Below are 15165 nucleotides of genomic sequence, written 5' to 3'. Positions count from 1 at the left end.
TCGAATGAGTAACCGTTACCATTGTAAAAGTATACGTTGTGCTGAAAAACCTGGTCCGAAGCTTAACATCAGCCCCTTTTCTCCAGGTAGAGGCTTTTTATCCATAATCTGCTCTAAAACATAAAGTACTGTTGCGCTGCTCATGTTTCCGTAAAGTCTTAGAACCTCTTTCGTTTCGTTTATATTTTTGCCCAGCTGGCCAAATAATTCTTCCACAATCTGGATAATCTTTTTTCCGCCAGGATGAAAAATCAAATGGTCTATATTGTCAATCCTTAATCCGTTTTTCTTCAAAAATGGATAAATGATGTCTGAAAAATGATTGGCGATGGTTTCCGGAACGGCCACATCCAGCACCATTTGTAGTCCGGTATTGGTGAGTTTAAACCCCATCATCTCTTCAGCATCATAAAAGTGGTACATTTCTTCAGCCAAAAGCGCTGGTCCGGTATCATCCTGATCCGAACTTAATAATACGCAGGCAGCACCATCTCCAAATATTGCTGCACTTACAATGTTGGCCATCGAAAAATCGTTTAATTGAAAGGTTGCGGTAGGCGATTCTACAGCAATAACTGCTGCGCGTTTGCCCGGATTGGCTTTCAGGAAATTCTTGGCGTAAATCATGCCCGATACACCTGCGGCGCAACCCATTTCGGTTACCGGTAAACGAATAATATCCTGGCGGAGTTTGAGCAGATTAATTAAATAGGCATCTAAAGAAGGGATCATGATTCCGGTACAGCTTACGGTAATAATGTAGTCTAAATCATGGGCTTGCCAGTTGGCTTTTTTGAGTGCCGTTTCCAAACATTTAGCCCCCAGTTTTATCCCCTCACTTACATAAATGTTGTTCCGTTCTTCAAAACTTAAATCGCTAAAAACCTCTTCGGGCGACATGATCGAATATCTTTTATCTACTGCCGCACTTTCAAAAATCTTTTTTACCTTTTTAATAAAACGCTCGTCCTGACCTTTTAGCCAAACATCAAGGAAAGGCAAAATTTCTTCGGTCGATCTCCAGAATTCGGGAAGGGCTTTGCTTACAGCTTTTACGGTTACACTCATATTGTTTTAATTATCCATTGATAGCGAAAAGCCCATTTCCATTTTATCGAACTCGATTTAAACTTTAATTGTTCCTGATATTTAACCAGATCGGCCCTTTTAAATCCGCGGAGGATTGATACCAATCCATCTTCGCGCGACATATCATTTAGGCGGAATACATAACATATCGCCTTAAAAAGACGATAGGCCAGTACACTTCTTTGCAGGTCATTAATTACGATGCCCAATTTTGCCGATCTTTTAAAGTTTTCCAACAGTTTAATGATCTCTTCATCTTTAAAATGGTGCAGTGTTAAGGTGCACAGTATAATATCGCAAGGATCATCTTTATCCAGATCATCAAAAACATCGCTACAACTGTAGGTGATATTAGGATAATTTTGAGATAAACTTTTTGCGTGATCGATGGTAAAACTATTGGCATCTATTCCTTTCAACATAAAATTTAAGCCTTTGTTTTTGGCGTAATCGGCCAAAGTACGCAGCATATCGCCGTTTCCACAACCAATATCAGTAATACGTATCAATTCATCCTTTGGTTTGCTACCGAGCAATGTTTTTACGCCATCCAACGTAACTTTATTGCCGCCAAGCAGTTGGTTAATACGGGCAATTTTATCCAGTGCATCACGTAATATTTCGCCTTCCATGGCAAAATTGTCCATAATTTCGTGAGCAGTGCTTCTATGAGTGGTATCTAAAGGCATTTATGTAGTAATGATGGGTTTCCCATGTGTTTGTTTAATAATGCTATTTAACAAAAAAGGCATTTTACTCAAAGTGTTCATTGTAAAACGCTCAAACGCATTGTTTTTTAACAAAGAAGATAAAATTCTGCCCATTTTTAAGCGGTTCTTAAACTCTTTGTTCCACTGTGAAATATAATTTTGTTCAAGCACATGGCGCGAAGGGATTTTGCCTTCTATTTTTTGGCGCAGCAGTGTCGATACAATTTTAGCACTATGGATGGCCATGGCCATACCGTTCCCACAAAGTGGATGGATCAGGCCCGCAGTATCGCCGGTCATTAAAATGTGGTTATAAACAGGCTCTTTGGCTTCAAAGGAAATTTGGCTGATGGTTAATGGCATTTCGAACAAGCTTTCTGCGTTCTCTAAAATGGCTTTAAGGTGGCTGTTTTTGTAGAGCACATTTTCCTGGTAAGCCACAATGTTTTTATGTTTTTTAAAACTTTCGTAATTGGCAAGATAACAGATGTTTAATCTGTCTTCTTCTACTTTTGAAACACCACAGTAACCGCCTTCGAAATTATGCAGACTTACTATGTGATTAGGGAAATCGGCTTTGTAATGCGCTTTCACTGCTAAATATGGCGATTGTTTATTAATGAATGCACGGTTCAGTTTTACATCAATGGCCGATCTTTTACCGTAAGCCCCGACTACATAAGGTGCAACAAAAAGAGCTGTTGCTGTTTCAACTATAAATTGATTATCGGTAAAATTTATCTGTGCTACGCGATCGTGTACCACTTTTACTTTCCTTTTGATGAGTTCGGTATATAGATAGTGATCAATGCTGTACCGGCTCAACCCGAAACCGCCGAGGGGTAATTTATTTTGTAGGCTTTGACCTGAGAGTGAAGTGAAAAGCAGATCGCTGATCAAAGCCGGAGCAAGGCTTTCGATATCCAGGCCAAGCCATTTTAAATAAGGTAAAACCTCGTTCGAAATATATTCGCCGCAAACTTTATGATGTGGATAAGTATCTTTCTCGATCAGTATCACATTTAGTCCGAGCTTATTCAGGTGGAGTGCAGCTGTTAACCCAGCCAATCCTCCTCCAATAATTAAAATTTCTGTTTCGGAATGCATAAGATGAGATGGAATACTAATATAACGTTTTAATAAATTGTTTGTTCCGATTGCTTAAATAAGTTTATTGTTAATCGTAAATTGCAAACTGTTAATTAGGTTAATCGGTCAATTGTTTAAAACTGGTTAACTGGCTCCAAACACCCAACTCCGAACTCCAAGCTTAAATAGGTTAACTGTAAATTGCAAACTGTTAACTGGGTTGATCAATTAATTGTTTAAATCGGTTAACTGACTCCAAACACCCAACTCTGAACTCCAAGCTTAAATAGGTTAACTGAGTTCTGGCTAAATCACCTTCCTACACAAACCATTTACCTCACTTAATGGTTGCTTTATTGCGCATAGGTTTTAGCCGATGCCTTTCTTTTTTAAATAATCCTTATTTTTGAAATCACGATATGCTATTTAACTATCTACGCCTTTTACTGCTTCCGTTTTCAGTTATTTATGGAATGGCTATTATTCTCCGTAAAAAACTTTATGATTGGGGTGTAATAGATTCTGTAATGTTTGATTTGCCTGTAATCTGCGTAGGTAATTTAGCCGTTGGCGGATCAGGCAAAACACCTACAACTGAATACTTGGTAAGGTTGCTGGCCGATTATAAAGTTGCTATACTGAGTAGGGGTTATGGACGAAAATCGAAAGGGTTTATTGTTGCCGATAGCACGGCTACAGCCGAAACGATTGGAGATGAACCTTTGCAGTACCATCAAAAATTTGCAGGTGTTACCGTTGCTGTTTGCGAAAACCGTGTAAATGGGATTAAACAGTTGAAAGAAAACCACGATTTGATTATTCTTGATGACGCCTTTCAGCACCGCGCGGTAAGGGCTGGCTTTAATATTTTGCTTTTCGAGTTCCGAAAATTGGGTACTTTACAGTTCTTATTGCCTGCCGGAAATTTAAGGGATGTCTTTTCATCACGTAAAAGAGCTGAAGTATTATTGGTTACAAAATCGCCGGTACCACTGTTGCATGTAGCCCAGCAAGCCTCCATAAATGAGCTGCAGCCAAATGTAGGCCAACCTGTATTACATTCTTATCTTAAGTACGGCGATTTGGTCCATTTATATGATAACGAAAACCTCCCTTTGAAGTCGGTCAAAGATTTCGAAATTTTTCTGCTTACCGGAATTGCAAATCCTGCTCCTTTAATAGAAGAACTGGAAAAATATTCCCATAACATTAAACACGAAGAATTTCCTGATCATTATGCCTTTAAAGAAGAGGATATTAAGAAGTTTAGATCAACTTTTTTAGCAGAAAATAAAAAAGATAAAATCATCATCACAACAGAAAAGGATAGCAAACGTTTAAAAGCTACCGGATTTGAAGATTTACTGGTAGATTTACCCGTATATTATTTACCCATAGAGGTTGAATTATTTGAAGAGGATAAGATTATCTTTGACGAACTCATTTTAAACTATGTTAAGAGCAATAGAAGAAACCGTTGAATATATAAAACGTAAAACAGAGAATTTTAAGCCAGAAATAGGCATAATCTTAGGTACTGGCTTGGGTGGCTTGGTAAAAGAAATTGAAGTTGAGCATCAATTGATGTATTCTAATATTCCAAATTTCCCAATTTCTACTTTAGAGTTCCACAGTGGAAAACTGATTTTTGGAACATTGAGCGGAAAAAAAATTGTAGCCATGCAGGGCCGCTTACATTATTACGAAGGTTACAGCATGCAACAGATCACCTTTCCTGTTAGGGTAATGAAGGGGCTGGGTATCGAAAACCTAATTGTATCTAATGCTGCAGGCTCGTTAAATCCTGAGTTTAAAAAAGGAGATTTAATGATTATCGATGATCATATCAACTTGCAACCCGATAACCCATTACGTGGTTTAATTGAGAGCGAGTTGGGTCCCCGTTTCCCGGATATGAGTCAGCCTTATAAGCGCGATATCATAGCTAAAGCGCTTGAAATAGCCCAAAATGTTGATATTAACTGTCATAAAGGAGTGTACGTGGCTGTTTCGGGACCTAATTTAGAAACAAAAGCCGAGTATAAATATTTGCGTTTAATTGGTGCTGATGCCGTTGGTATGAGTACAGTGCCCGAGGTTATTGTGGCCAATCATGCCGGGTTACCTGTTTTTGCCATTTCAGTATTAACGGATGAAGGTTTCCCTGAAGACCTGCAACCTTTTAATTTAGATGAAATTTTGGCTGCTGCAGCCAAAGCAGAGCCTAAAATGACAGAGATTTTAATACGCTTAATTTCTGAACTGTAAGATGCATAAAGGTGTTAAAATCTGTTTTTTTTTCTTACTGCTGCTAAGCATTAACAAAACCTTTGCACAAGATTTAAAAACGAGTGTTGGTACCAATAAGGAACTCGATTCGGTCAGGAAAAAGCTAGATGGAGGCAAAGATTCTGTTGTTTTTACGGCAAAATATATCAAGTTTACCAAGCTCTCGTTAACTAAAGACAGTATTATACTATTGCCTTTAGATACCTCAACAACCAATATTCAAAATTATAGTCCGCTTTTGCAGCCATTGTACCCTACCATAAGCAATGGCAACATGGGGCTGGCAGCCAGACCCTTACTATACGAACCCAGTAAAAGAATCGGTTTTGATGTAGGCTTCCATTCGCTTGATTATTATGCTTTAACACCCGAAGATATTATTTACTATCAGGCCAGAACCCCCTTTACCAGTTTGTATTTTGTGAGTGCCGGACAAAAGGAGCAGCTTTTTAGGGCCATCCACACACAGAATATAAAAAGAAACTGGAATGTTGGTGTTAATTTTAACCGTGGCGATTCCAGGGGTTTTTATTCCAGGCAGCGTGGCGATAATTTGAATGTGGCTATATTTTCTTGGTACCAATCGCCGAGTAAACGTTATAATATGTGGGCATCGGCAATTTTTAATACCATGCGCGCTTACGAGAATGGCTCTACTGTAGCTACAAACTTATTCGATCCAAACTATTCTAAAATTGCGCGAGAGGCAGAGCCGATTAAATTATCAGATGCAAGAAATTTATATCGTAAAAACACTGTTTTTTTAAAGCAAACTTATTATGTAGGCAGGATAGATACCTCTGCAAATGTGAATAATGCGGTTTTACCTACCAATAAAGTTTCGTATACATTTGAATATAATAACGACAGTTTTGATTTTTACAAAAATGGAGCAGATGTTAATAACGTGCTGCCTCCGGGAATTGCCAGTACAGTATTTACAAATGATTCTACCCATGTAAAGCACCTTAAAAATGAATTTATTTATAGTTTCTTTTTAAGGCCAAAAAACAGCTCAGTTATTAAAAATGAATTAAAGGTTGATGCGGGGGTAAGGCACGATTATTACAGGCATGAATACCTTGGTATAAAACAAGATGGAACCAATTACGAACAGAGTAGATTTGCTTACCAAAACATTACCATTTTAGGTGCCGCGGGCTACCGTTTTTCTAATAATATCGATTTCAATTTAGACCTACAGCAAATTTTGCAGGGTGAAAATGCAGGCGATTATTTATATGAGGCAAAAAGTAAAATTCTTTTAAGTAAAACCATTGGAAGGATCGAATTGGGAGCCTATGTTCAAAATCAAACCCCGTCGGCTATTTTTAATTACTATCATGGTAACCATTACCAGTGGACAAATACCGATTTTAAGAATACTAAAATTGCCAACCTATCATTCAATTATATCAATGATAAATATGGTTTTATGGCGGGAGCCAAATATTACCTAACCAGCAATTATGTTTATTTTGCGGCTGACCACACCAATGGTACAACCGCTATTTTACCAAAACAAGCAACTGCCGATATTAGCTTAATTAGGTTGGATCTGTCAAAGAAAACCAGGTTTGGCAGGTTTGTGATCGAAAATTACCTCGCTTATCAAAAAACAGATAAAAATGCAATATTAAGAACACCTGAATTTTATACCTATAACAGTCTTTACTTTGATAATACTTTTTTTAAGGTATTAAAAGCTAATGTGGGATTCGATGTAAGGTACAACTCTGAATATGCAAACTACTTGTATTCACCGGCAACAGCCCAGTTTTATATAGATGAACGCAACCCAACCAATCTGTCTTCCAAACCGATAGTTGATGTGTTTTTTAAGGCAAATTTAAAAAGAGCCAATATTTTTGTTAAATATGATTTTGTAAATCAGGGCTTATTCCAGAAAGGATATTATACAGTTAACAGGTACCCGATGCAGGATGCCCTGTTAAAATTTGGGGTAAGCTGGAATTTTTACGATTAACAATTTAAAAGGCATAAAAAAACCTTCCTGATTTTACACCAGGAAGGTTTTTTGCTTTTAAGGTTTTCCTTAGAATGAATAACCAACTGAGAATCCTAATACACGGTTAGTTAATTTATTCGAATTTGATTGTCTGTCTTTTGGTGTTAAATCGGTTAAACCTAAACCATAGTTAGCACCTACCAAGAAACCTGACGAAGTGCGGTAAGCTAAACCAAAGTTTGCACCAAAGTCTGTGCTACCATAATTTTTGTCGCTTGCACTACCAAAAGAAAGGTCTCTATCATTAGAACTGGTTACAGTTGCACTTGTGTTGTTGCTGTTGTTAACCGTAGTAGTGGTAGTTTGTCCTTTATCTTTACCTGAGATATTAAAACCGATATAAGGACCAGCACTGATCTGTAATGCACCAGCATCACCTGTAGGGATTCTGAATACTGCATTAACCGGAACTTCAATGGCCATTAAATTTGTTTTAACAGATGATGTAGTAGTAATGGTATTGTTTCCTACTGTTGCTGTACCTGTCGATTCAAACTTGTTACCCTTATTCTGTAATGATACTCCTGGTTGGATAAAGAAATTGTTTCCTACACCAAAGTCGCCAAATGCGGTAACATTAAAACCAACATTGTTTTTTGCATTATCGTTAAAAGCATTGGCTGCATTATCATTTCCGCCTGCATGAAATTTTGAAAGGTTAACACCAGCTTTAATTCCAAAACGTGCAGTTTCGCCAGTCATTTTTGTTTGAGCGAAAGCACCTGTTGCTAATAAAATGATCGATGCACTTAATAGTAACTTTTTCATGATATTTTTCTTTTATAAAAATCTAGTTTAAAAATTCAGGTTTTACCCTGCTTGTTAATTGTCAGTGCTAATCCAAAAGCTGTGCCAAAGTATCAAGTGTGTTACAATTAGATCGCTAATACGTTGGTTATCAATACGTTTTTTGTGGTCTTTAAGTATGGTTATGGCTTAGATCAGAAATGCTATAAAGCGCCATTTATTGTATACATAACAGGAATATAGTAGGGAATTAACAATTTTTTAACCTAAAAAGAAATAATACCAAAAGTTAAATTTTTGATAAATTATGTTTTTTGAGGTTTCTTTTTTGCTGCGGGAAAAAGAACATTATTGAGGATCAGGCGATAGCCCGGCGAGTTTGGATGCAGATTTAAATCTGTTGGCGGATCGCCAACAGCATGCTGATAATCTTCCGGATCGTGCCCGCCGTAAAAAGTAAACTGACCTTTGCCAATTTCGCCATGTAAATACCTCACTTCTGCCGCACCTTTGTTTTCACCTAAAACGGTTACACTCGGTTTCACTAAGCTCTTTCTGAATGCTGTGGTTTGTCCCATAAAACCTTTAATCACCCTATCGTGGTCTTGGGTAAGCATGGTTGGAACGAGGTCCCATTTTGCAGAAAAATCGAATAAGGTAAAGTAATCGTTCGTTTGGTTTAAGGTACGGGTTTGAGTGGCATCTATATCAGAAAACTCATAATTCATAGGGTTATTATCGAGTTTAAAATTCTGAAAGGCCAGTGTTTTGCTAAAATCCAGTTTAGATTGTGCATTTGGGTCGGCCGGATCTCCGTCAAACATCTGTGCACAAATATCTACGCCTTCTGCTGCCAAAGCAATATCGAAACTATCGGTACCCGAACACATAGCGAAAAGAAAACCACCACCGGCACAGTATTCTTTAATGTGTTTGGCTACGGCCAATTTCATTTCGGATACTTTTTTATAACCCATGCGTTTTGCTAAAGCTTCCTGGTTTTTAACATCTTCCTGGTACCAGGTAGCATACCTGAAATTGGCCCAAAAACGTCCGTACTGACCGGTGAAGTCTTCATGATGCAGGTGCAACCAGTCATATTTACTTAATTTATCCTGTAAAATATCATCATCGTAAATCACATCATAGGGTATCTCGGCATAGGTGAGTACCAAGGTAACGGCATCGTCCCATGGTAACTTGCTCTTAGGAGAGTATACTGCAATTTTTGGCGTTTTTTCCAGCTTCACCATTTCCATGTTTACCGATGGGTCGCTTATTTCGTTTAAAAGGCTTACTACCTTTCCATCGGCCACTACCTCATAAGATACCCCTCTGATCTTTAGTTCGTCCTCAACGATTTTGTTGTATTTGATTAAAAAACTCCCGCCACGGTAATTTAAAAGCCAATCAACTTCCAGCTGTTTGCTGATTGTCCAGTAGGCAATTCCATACGCTTTCAGGTGATTTTTTTGGTCTTCATCCATATAAATCAATAAAGATGAAGCCCTGAGCCCTAAAGAGCAGAACAGGCAAATGAGCAGTATATAATATTTTTTGATCAAATCGGTGTACTTAAAACACTAAAATACCGCATTTAAACTGGATAGAAAAATTTAATGATGTTATAAGTTACACAATTTTGTTATTTTTGCCCTCTACCAAAAAAATGAGAATTTTTTAGGTGTTAAAAATTAGTACCGATATTGATATGAGTAAAGCAATTATAAAAACAGAAAAAGGCGATATGACCGTAGAATTCTACGATAATGATGCGCCAAAAGCCGTTGCAAACTTTAAAAAATTAGCTAAAGAAGGCTTTTATGATGGAGTAACCTTTCACCGTGTAATTCCAAATTTCGTGGTTCAGGGTGGATGTCCGAATTCAAAAGACCCTGCTACTGCGCATTTAGCTGGTACTGGTGGCCCGGGTTACAAAATCGATTGCGAATTGGATGGCGACAACCAATATCATGACCGTGGTGTATTATCAATGGCACATGCAGGCCGTAACACAGGTGGTTCACAGTTTTTTATCTGCCACAGCAGAACAAACACTGCACACTTAGACAGAAACCACACTTGTTTTGGTAAAGTTATCGAAAATGTAGATCTTGTTGACGATATCCGCCAAGGCGATAGGATTGTAAATATTGAAGTTTTAGAAGATTAAAATAGCCTGGTGCGAAGGGCTTTGAGCATAGCGCTTGCTACACTTGGCACCATGCAAAATATTAACGCGTGAAGCGTTTGGCAGCAGGCAATTTATTGCGCTAAACCCCAACCGTTAACCGCTAAACACACATCATATGAATTTAAGAGGAATTGTTGCCGTATCCGGCAGGCCAGGTTTGTTTAAACTGGTTGGGCAAAATAAAGTAGGTTATATTTTAGAGAGCCTGGATGCCCAAAAAACTAAAATTGTAGCCAATATTACCAATACAAAACTAGCTTCGTTAGAAGATATTACTGTATATGGTGAAGATGAAGAAATCAAATTGGCTGATATTTTTGCTAAAATTTCTGCAAAAGGATCTACCCCTGATTTAAAGGGCGATTTACGTGCTTATTTCCTGGAAGTAGCTCCAAATCACGATCAGGAAAAAGTTTATGCTTCGGATATGAAAAAAATCATTACCTGGTATAATCTCCTTAAAGATCTTCCTTTGTTTACAGAAGAAGCTCCTGAAACACCAGGAACAGCTGCAGAGGTTAAATTAGCTGAAGAAAAAACAGCTGATAAAAAAGTAAAAGCTGCAGGCGCTAAGGCAACAGCCAGCGCAAAAGCAACGACTAAAACTTCGGCCCCTGCTAAAAAAGCAAGCATGACAAGTAAAAAAGGCGTTTAAGCTTTGTTTAATTAATATAAGGAACACCAGGCCATGGGTCTGGTGTTTTTTTATGGGGTTTAATCGAAAAAATACCAAAGCAGCGCAACAATCACCAAAGAAACAATAATGCTGATCCATAAGTATTTATTGTTGCGATTTTGATCGCTTTTGTATCTGTATTCCCTTTTATATTTATCTAGTAACATCGTTTCTTTTATTTAATGATGATTTTTATTCCCTTTTTCCATATCCAAGTCCCTACAATTTACGTTATCCATCTTCCTTAAGCCATTTTTCCGTTGCTTATGCATGATGGTAAGGTTCTCCCCTCAAAATACTAAATCCCCTGTAAAGCTGTTCTACAAAAAACAACCTGATCATCTGGTGTGAGAAAGTCATATCTGATAGCGAAATTAACCCGTTTGCCCGCTTGTAAATACTTTCGTCGAATCCGTAAGGGCCGCCAATGATAAAAATTAAATGCTGCACACTACCCACCATCTGTTTATTCAGGTAGTTTGAAAATTCTACAGATGAATATTTTTTTCCTTTTTCATCCAACAAAATAACAACATCTCCATTATTAATTTGTTTATGTAAGAGTTCTGCCTCCTTTGTTTTTTGCTGTGCTTCACTCAGGTTTTTAACGTTTTTTACATCAGGTATGGCCAAAAAACTAAAATTAATATAATGTTTGAGGCGGTTGATATATTTATCAATCCCCTCAATTAGATATTTATCTTCGGTTTTGCCAATGGCAATCAGGGTAATCTTCATTTAATATTTTGCCTATCTTTAGAATTTCGAGATTCAAATATAATGTTAAAATTACAAGCACAGATCATATCAGGTTACGGTGAAAAAATTAAAGAGGTCACTGATGGGATAAATCAGACTAAAAAATTAATCGACAAACTGTCATTAGTAAGGGTGGGGTTGTTCCTGACCGAAATCTTGTTCTTTATTTTACTGGTACGATCTGCCGATGATGGCTTTCGTACTTTGATACAGATCGCCTTATTGTTGCCTGTAATTGCATTTGCCTTTGTGGTACGTAAGCAAAGCAGGCTCGATATTGAAATTGATTACAAAAAACAGTTGTTGTGGGTGTATCAGAATGAATGGAATGTTTTAAACGGCGAGGAAAATGGTTATGACCACGGTACAGCATTCGAGTCTGAAACCCATCCATATACTTCCGATCTTGATATTTTTGGGAGAGCATCTTTATTTGCCCTTTTAAACCGTTGCAGTACTAAAAACGGGAACGATGTGCTGGCAAAAAAACTGGCAGAGAAATCGTCACGCGATATCATTTTAAGTAGGCAGGAAGCGGTAAAAGAGATAATAACCAAAATAGAGGAGACCTATAGTTTCAGGGCAAATCTGCATGGTTACGATCCCGATAAAATAGAGCAGATTAAAATGCAGCTAAAACTGCAACTTGGGGCACAACTGGAATTTGTAAAAGGTAAATTTTTGCGTTTGTATGTGAAACTGGTGCCTTTTGTTACTGTTGGTTTAATTTTGGCTGCCATTTTAACCAGTGCTGCTTTTTGGAAAGTGCTGGTACTGGTTTTTGTAATCCATACGGGTTGGAATGTATTGCTTAGCGCAAAAATTAATAAGGTATTTTATAGTTTTGGCGGCAGTTCAGGGTTGTTAAACGGTTATGCCAGTGCTATTTTATGGACGGAAAATCAAAACTGGAAAAGTGCTTATATTTTAGGTTTATTTGACTCTCGTATTCCGGTAAGTCAGGAAATCAAAAGCCTGTCCAAAATTATCCAAAACTTTGATGCCCGCCTGAATATCCTGGTAGGGGGAATATTGAATGCATTGTTGCTGTGGGATTTAAAGTGTTGCATAAATCTCGATACCTGGTACAAATCTTCCTCCAAGGATGTAATTGCCGCACTAAACCATCTGGGCGATTTTGAGGAATTAATTTCGCTGGCTACGGTTGCCTATAATCAGTCTGATTGGGTTTTCCCAATAGTAACCGATCAGTTTACGTTAAAGACCGAACAGCTTGGCCATCCACTCATCCGGCCTGAGCTTAGGGTGGATAATGATTTTCAATTAACCCATAACCCAACTGTCGATATCGTAACCGGCTCTAATATGGCGGGTAAAAGTACCTTTTTACGTACTTTAGGTATTAACATGGTATTGGCATATGCCGGTGCACCCGTTTGTGCCAGGAGCATGCAGTTATCGGTTTTTTCGATCAATACCTATATGAGAATAAAAGACTCTCTGAATGAAAGCACCTCTACTTTTAAAGCCGAATTAAACCGACTGAAAATGATTTTGGACAATGTAGTGAAAGATGACGATGCTTTTGTACTGATTGATGAGATGCTCCGTGGTACCAATAGCAGGGATAAATATCTCGGATCGAAAGTATTTATAGAAAAACTGATTGCAGAAAAAACACCTGCACTTTTTGCTACCCACGATCTGCAGCTGGCCGATCTGATTATTGATCATCCTGAAACGGTTCGCAACTTTCATTTCGATATCCAGATTACCGATGGCGAAATGAAATTTGATTACCTGCTAAAACAAGGCCCGTGCAAAACCTTTAATGCTGCTATTTTACTGAAGCAGATTGGGCTTAGTTTAGCTTAATTTATAAGATCAATTAAGCTGGTTATGACGATACTGTTTAGGTGAGGTTCCCATCACGTTCGAGAAAAGCCAGCTAAAATAGTAAAAGTCATTAAGGCCTGTTTTCTTTGCGATTTCAACTGATTTTTAAATTGTTTAGTACCATCAAAGGTTAATATTTAATCTTCTTTTTAAAAATGGCCGAATCTTTAACATAAAATTTATAGCTTAATGATTTGTTAATATTAAACTTGCAACTTATGGCAATTAATTGGTAAACAATGATTAATGCAAGCGATTTTGGTCGGGATTTTTTGTGGGGGGTGGCTACAGCTGCAGCTCAGATAGAAGGAACAGCAAGCCAGTATGGAAAAGGCCCTTCCATTTGGGATACTTTTACGGCTAAAAACGGCAAAATAAAGAAGAACCACAAATTAGATCCTGCCTGCGATTTTTATCACCGGTATACAGAAGACGTTGCGCTGGTAAAGCTACTTGGCTTTAAAGTGTTCAGGTTCTCTATTGCCTGGTCGAGGATATTGCCACAGGGAAGGGGAGAGGTAAATCAGGAAGGCGTCCGTTTTTATCATAACCTCATCGATGAATGCCTTACCCAGGGCATAACCCCTTATGTTACCCTTTACCATTGGGATTTGCCTCAGGCACTTGAAGACGAAGGGGGCTGGACCAGCTTTAGCATCAATGCTGCTTTTAATGCTTTTGTAAGTATCTGTGCGCTGGAATACGGCGATAAAGTGAAAAACTGGATTGTATTGAACGAACCTTTTGGTTATACTTCTTTAGGTTATATGCTTGGCGTGCATGCACCGGGTAAAACTGGTTTAAGCAATTTCTTTCCTGCGGTTTTGCATACAGCTTTAGCGCAGGCCGAGGGGGGTAAGATTTTGCGTGCTGAAGTAGCCAAGGCTAATATCGGGACTACTTATTCCTGCTCCGAAATACTTCCTTACACGCAAAGCGACAGTGATATACTGGCTGCAAAGCGGATTGATTGTTTAATGAACCGTTTGTTTGTAGAGCCTACATTGGGTTTAGGTTTTCCAACAGCAGACTGGGATGTATTAGAAAAATTTCAGATCGAATATGGTACCTGGCGATTGCAGGACAGAATGAAATTCGACTTCGATTTTATCGGCCTGCAAAATTATTTTCCATTGACGGTAAAATACAATGCTTTTATCCCGGTAGTTCAGGCCTGGGAGGTAAAAGCCAAAAGCAGGAAAAAACCACATACAGCCATGGGCTGGGAGATTAATGCCGATAGCTTTTATAATATTGTAAAACAGTTTGCAGCCTATCCTAATATCAAAAATATTATCATTACCGAAAATGGTGCCGCTTACCACGATAAATTAATTGATGGCAAAATAGAAGATACCGAACGGATCGAATATTTTAAACTTTACCTGAATGCTCTGCTAAAACTAAAAATTGAAGGGGTGAATATTACCGGCTATATGGCCTGGACATTAATGGATAATTTCGAATGGGCGGAAGGGTTTACAGCCAGGTTTGGCCTGATCTATAATGACTTTAAAACGCAGGAACGTACCATTAAAGATTCAGGGTATTGGTGGAAAGAGTTCCTGAAGAGTTAGTTGATAATATGCATTGCGGTATTTGGGCAACTATACTTGCATTTTTAATATTTACTAGCCTAATAAAGGTAGTAAGTGCCATCATTGTTACGATGACGTTATCAATTGGTAGATTGATTAGTATTTTTTGGAGCGCATGGACAGTCACA

14 protein-coding genes are annotated in these 15165 nt (G+C 38.1%); 7 read left to right on the top strand and 7 right to left on the bottom strand.

Annotated elements, in window-relative coordinates; genetic code table 11:
* Positions 1-15 precede the first annotated feature (15 nt).
* From ACFSR6_RS14045 to ACFSR6_RS14035, 3 genes are read right to left on the bottom strand one after another with little or no spacing between them, the layout of a single operon-like run.
* Positions 16-1068: a type III polyketide synthase gene (locus ACFSR6_RS14045; RefSeq protein WP_379079944.1), complete on the bottom strand. Its 1053-nt coding sequence runs from the start codon at positions 1066-1068 to the stop codon at positions 16-18.
* Positions 1065-1778 carry a methyltransferase domain-containing protein gene (locus ACFSR6_RS14040; RefSeq protein ID WP_379079942.1) on the bottom strand — a complete coding sequence of 238 codons (714 nt, stop codon included), beginning with the start codon at positions 1776-1778 and terminating at the stop codon, positions 1065-1067. The genes ACFSR6_RS14045 and ACFSR6_RS14040 overlap by 4 nt, the downstream gene beginning before the upstream one ends.
* Positions 1779-2906 carry an NAD(P)/FAD-dependent oxidoreductase gene (locus ACFSR6_RS14035; protein WP_379079940.1) on the bottom strand — a complete coding sequence of 376 codons (1128 nt, stop codon included), beginning with the start codon at positions 2904-2906 and terminating at the stop codon, positions 1779-1781. It abuts the gene before it with no gap.
* Positions 2907-3307: 401 nt separating this feature from the next.
* Between ACFSR6_RS14035 and lpxK the strand changes: the two genes are divergently transcribed.
* The 3 genes from lpxK to ACFSR6_RS14020 are packed head-to-tail and all read left to right on the top strand — an operon-like array spanning position 3308 to position 7164.
* The gene (lpxK, locus tag ACFSR6_RS14030; RefSeq protein WP_379079938.1) at positions 3308-4369 is read left to right on the top strand and encodes a tetraacyldisaccharide 4'-kinase; all 1062 of its coding nucleotides are present in this window, start codon (positions 3308-3310) and stop codon (positions 4367-4369) included.
* Positions 4341-5156 (top strand): purine-nucleoside phosphorylase, encoded by an 816-nt coding sequence (locus ACFSR6_RS14025; RefSeq protein ID WP_379079936.1) that lies wholly within the window; start codon positions 4341-4343, stop codon positions 5154-5156. The genes lpxK and ACFSR6_RS14025 overlap by 29 nt, the downstream gene beginning before the upstream one ends.
* A gap of 1 nt (position 5157) precedes the next feature.
* The gene (locus tag ACFSR6_RS14020) at positions 5158-7164 is read left to right on the top strand and encodes a putative porin (protein WP_379079935.1); all 2007 of its coding nucleotides are present in this window, start codon (positions 5158-5160) and stop codon (positions 7162-7164) included.
* Positions 7165-7233: 69 nt separating this feature from the next.
* Here the strand turns inward: ACFSR6_RS14020 and ACFSR6_RS14015 are convergent, their stop codons facing one another.
* Entirely contained in the window at positions 7234-7974 is a 741-nt protein-coding gene (locus ACFSR6_RS14015; RefSeq protein ID WP_379079933.1) for an outer membrane beta-barrel protein, read from the bottom strand.
* Positions 7975-8258: 284 nt separating this feature from the next.
* Positions 8259-9440: an asparagine synthetase B gene (locus tag ACFSR6_RS14010; protein WP_379080057.1), complete on the bottom strand. Its 1182-nt coding sequence runs from the start codon at positions 9438-9440 to the stop codon at positions 8259-8261.
* 224 nt (positions 9441-9664) lie between these two features.
* On the opposite strand from ACFSR6_RS14010, the gene ACFSR6_RS14005 reads away from it, so the two are divergent.
* Both ACFSR6_RS14005 and ACFSR6_RS14000 read left to right on the top strand, forming a co-directional pair.
* On the top strand, positions 9665-10126 hold the full coding sequence (locus ACFSR6_RS14005) for a peptidylprolyl isomerase (protein ID WP_343523287.1): 462 nt from the start codon (positions 9665-9667) through the stop codon (positions 10124-10126).
* 136 nt (positions 10127-10262) lie between these two features.
* Positions 10263-10802 carry a DUF5606 family protein gene (locus ACFSR6_RS14000; protein ID WP_379079931.1) on the top strand — a complete coding sequence of 180 codons (540 nt, stop codon included), beginning with the start codon at positions 10263-10265 and terminating at the stop codon, positions 10800-10802.
* 285 nt (positions 10803-11087) lie between these two features.
* On the opposite strand, the gene rlmH is transcribed toward ACFSR6_RS14000, so the two are convergent.
* Complete coding sequence (gene rlmH / locus ACFSR6_RS13995) at positions 11088-11561, bottom strand: 23S rRNA (pseudouridine(1915)-N(3))-methyltransferase RlmH (RefSeq protein ID WP_379079929.1); 474 nt, start codon at positions 11559-11561, stop codon at positions 11088-11090.
* Positions 11562-11603: 42 nt separating this feature from the next.
* Between rlmH and ACFSR6_RS13990 the strand changes: the two genes are divergently transcribed.
* Complete coding sequence (locus ACFSR6_RS13990; RefSeq protein WP_379079927.1) at positions 11604-13418, top strand: MutS-related protein; 1815 nt, start codon at positions 11604-11606, stop codon at positions 13416-13418.
* Positions 13419-13427: 9 nt separating this feature from the next.
* On the opposite strand, the gene ACFSR6_RS13985 is transcribed toward ACFSR6_RS13990, so the two are convergent.
* The gene (locus tag ACFSR6_RS13985) at positions 13428-13532 is read right to left on the bottom strand and encodes a hypothetical protein (RefSeq protein ID WP_379080055.1); all 105 of its coding nucleotides are present in this window, start codon (positions 13530-13532) and stop codon (positions 13428-13430) included.
* 146 nt (positions 13533-13678) lie between these two features.
* On the opposite strand from ACFSR6_RS13985, the gene ACFSR6_RS13980 reads away from it, so the two are divergent.
* Positions 13679-15016, top strand: a complete 1338-nt coding sequence (locus ACFSR6_RS13980) for a GH1 family beta-glucosidase (RefSeq protein ID WP_379079925.1) — start codon at positions 13679-13681, stop codon at positions 15014-15016.
* Positions 15017-15165 lie beyond the last annotated feature (149 nt).

Origin of the sequence: Pedobacter vanadiisoli (assembly GCF_042684385.1) — a bacterium.
In the GTDB taxonomy this organism is placed as follows: Bacteria; Bacteroidota; Bacteroidia; order Sphingobacteriales; family Sphingobacteriaceae; genus Pedobacter; species Pedobacter vanadiisoli.
This window is presented reverse-complemented; position numbering and strand designations above follow the sequence as displayed.

Excerpts from the sequence above, each read along its gene's own strand:
- rlmH (WP_379079929.1), bottom strand. The coding sequence starts at position 11,561 with ATGAAGATTACCCTGATTGCCATTGGCAAAACCGAAGATAAATATCTA.
- ACFSR6_RS14035 (WP_379079940.1), bottom strand. The coding sequence starts at position 2,906 with ATGCATTCCGAAACAGAAATTTTAATTATTGGAGGAGGATTGGCTGGG.
- ACFSR6_RS14015 (WP_379079933.1), bottom strand. The coding sequence starts at position 7,974 with ATGAAAAAGTTACTATTAAGTGCATCGATCATTTTATTAGCAACAGGT.
- ACFSR6_RS13980 (WP_379079925.1), top strand. The coding sequence starts at position 13,679 with ATGATTAATGCAAGCGATTTTGGTCGGGATTTTTTGTGGGGGGTGGCT.
- ACFSR6_RS13990 (WP_379079927.1), top strand. The coding sequence starts at position 11,604 with ATGTTAAAATTACAAGCACAGATCATATCAGGTTACGGTGAAAAAATT.
- lpxK (WP_379079938.1), top strand. The coding sequence starts at position 3,308 with ATGCTATTTAACTATCTACGCCTTTTACTGCTTCCGTTTTCAGTTATT.
- ACFSR6_RS14025 (WP_379079936.1), top strand. The coding sequence starts at position 4,341 with ATGTTAAGAGCAATAGAAGAAACCGTTGAATATATAAAACGTAAAACA.
- ACFSR6_RS14010 (WP_379080057.1), bottom strand. The coding sequence starts at position 9,440 with ATGGATGAAGACCAAAAAAATCACCTGAAAGCGTATGGAATTGCCTAC.
- ACFSR6_RS14040 (WP_379079942.1), bottom strand. The coding sequence starts at position 1,778 with ATGCCTTTAGATACCACTCATAGAAGCACTGCTCACGAAATTATGGAC.
- ACFSR6_RS14020 (WP_379079935.1), top strand. The coding sequence starts at position 5,158 with ATGCATAAAGGTGTTAAAATCTGTTTTTTTTTCTTACTGCTGCTAAGC.
- ACFSR6_RS14045 (WP_379079944.1), bottom strand. The coding sequence starts at position 1,068 with ATGAGTGTAACCGTAAAAGCTGTAAGCAAAGCCCTTCCCGAATTCTGG.
- ACFSR6_RS14000 (WP_379079931.1), top strand. The coding sequence starts at position 10,263 with ATGAATTTAAGAGGAATTGTTGCCGTATCCGGCAGGCCAGGTTTGTTT.
- ACFSR6_RS14005 (WP_343523287.1), top strand. The coding sequence starts at position 9,665 with ATGAGTAAAGCAATTATAAAAACAGAAAAAGGCGATATGACCGTAGAA.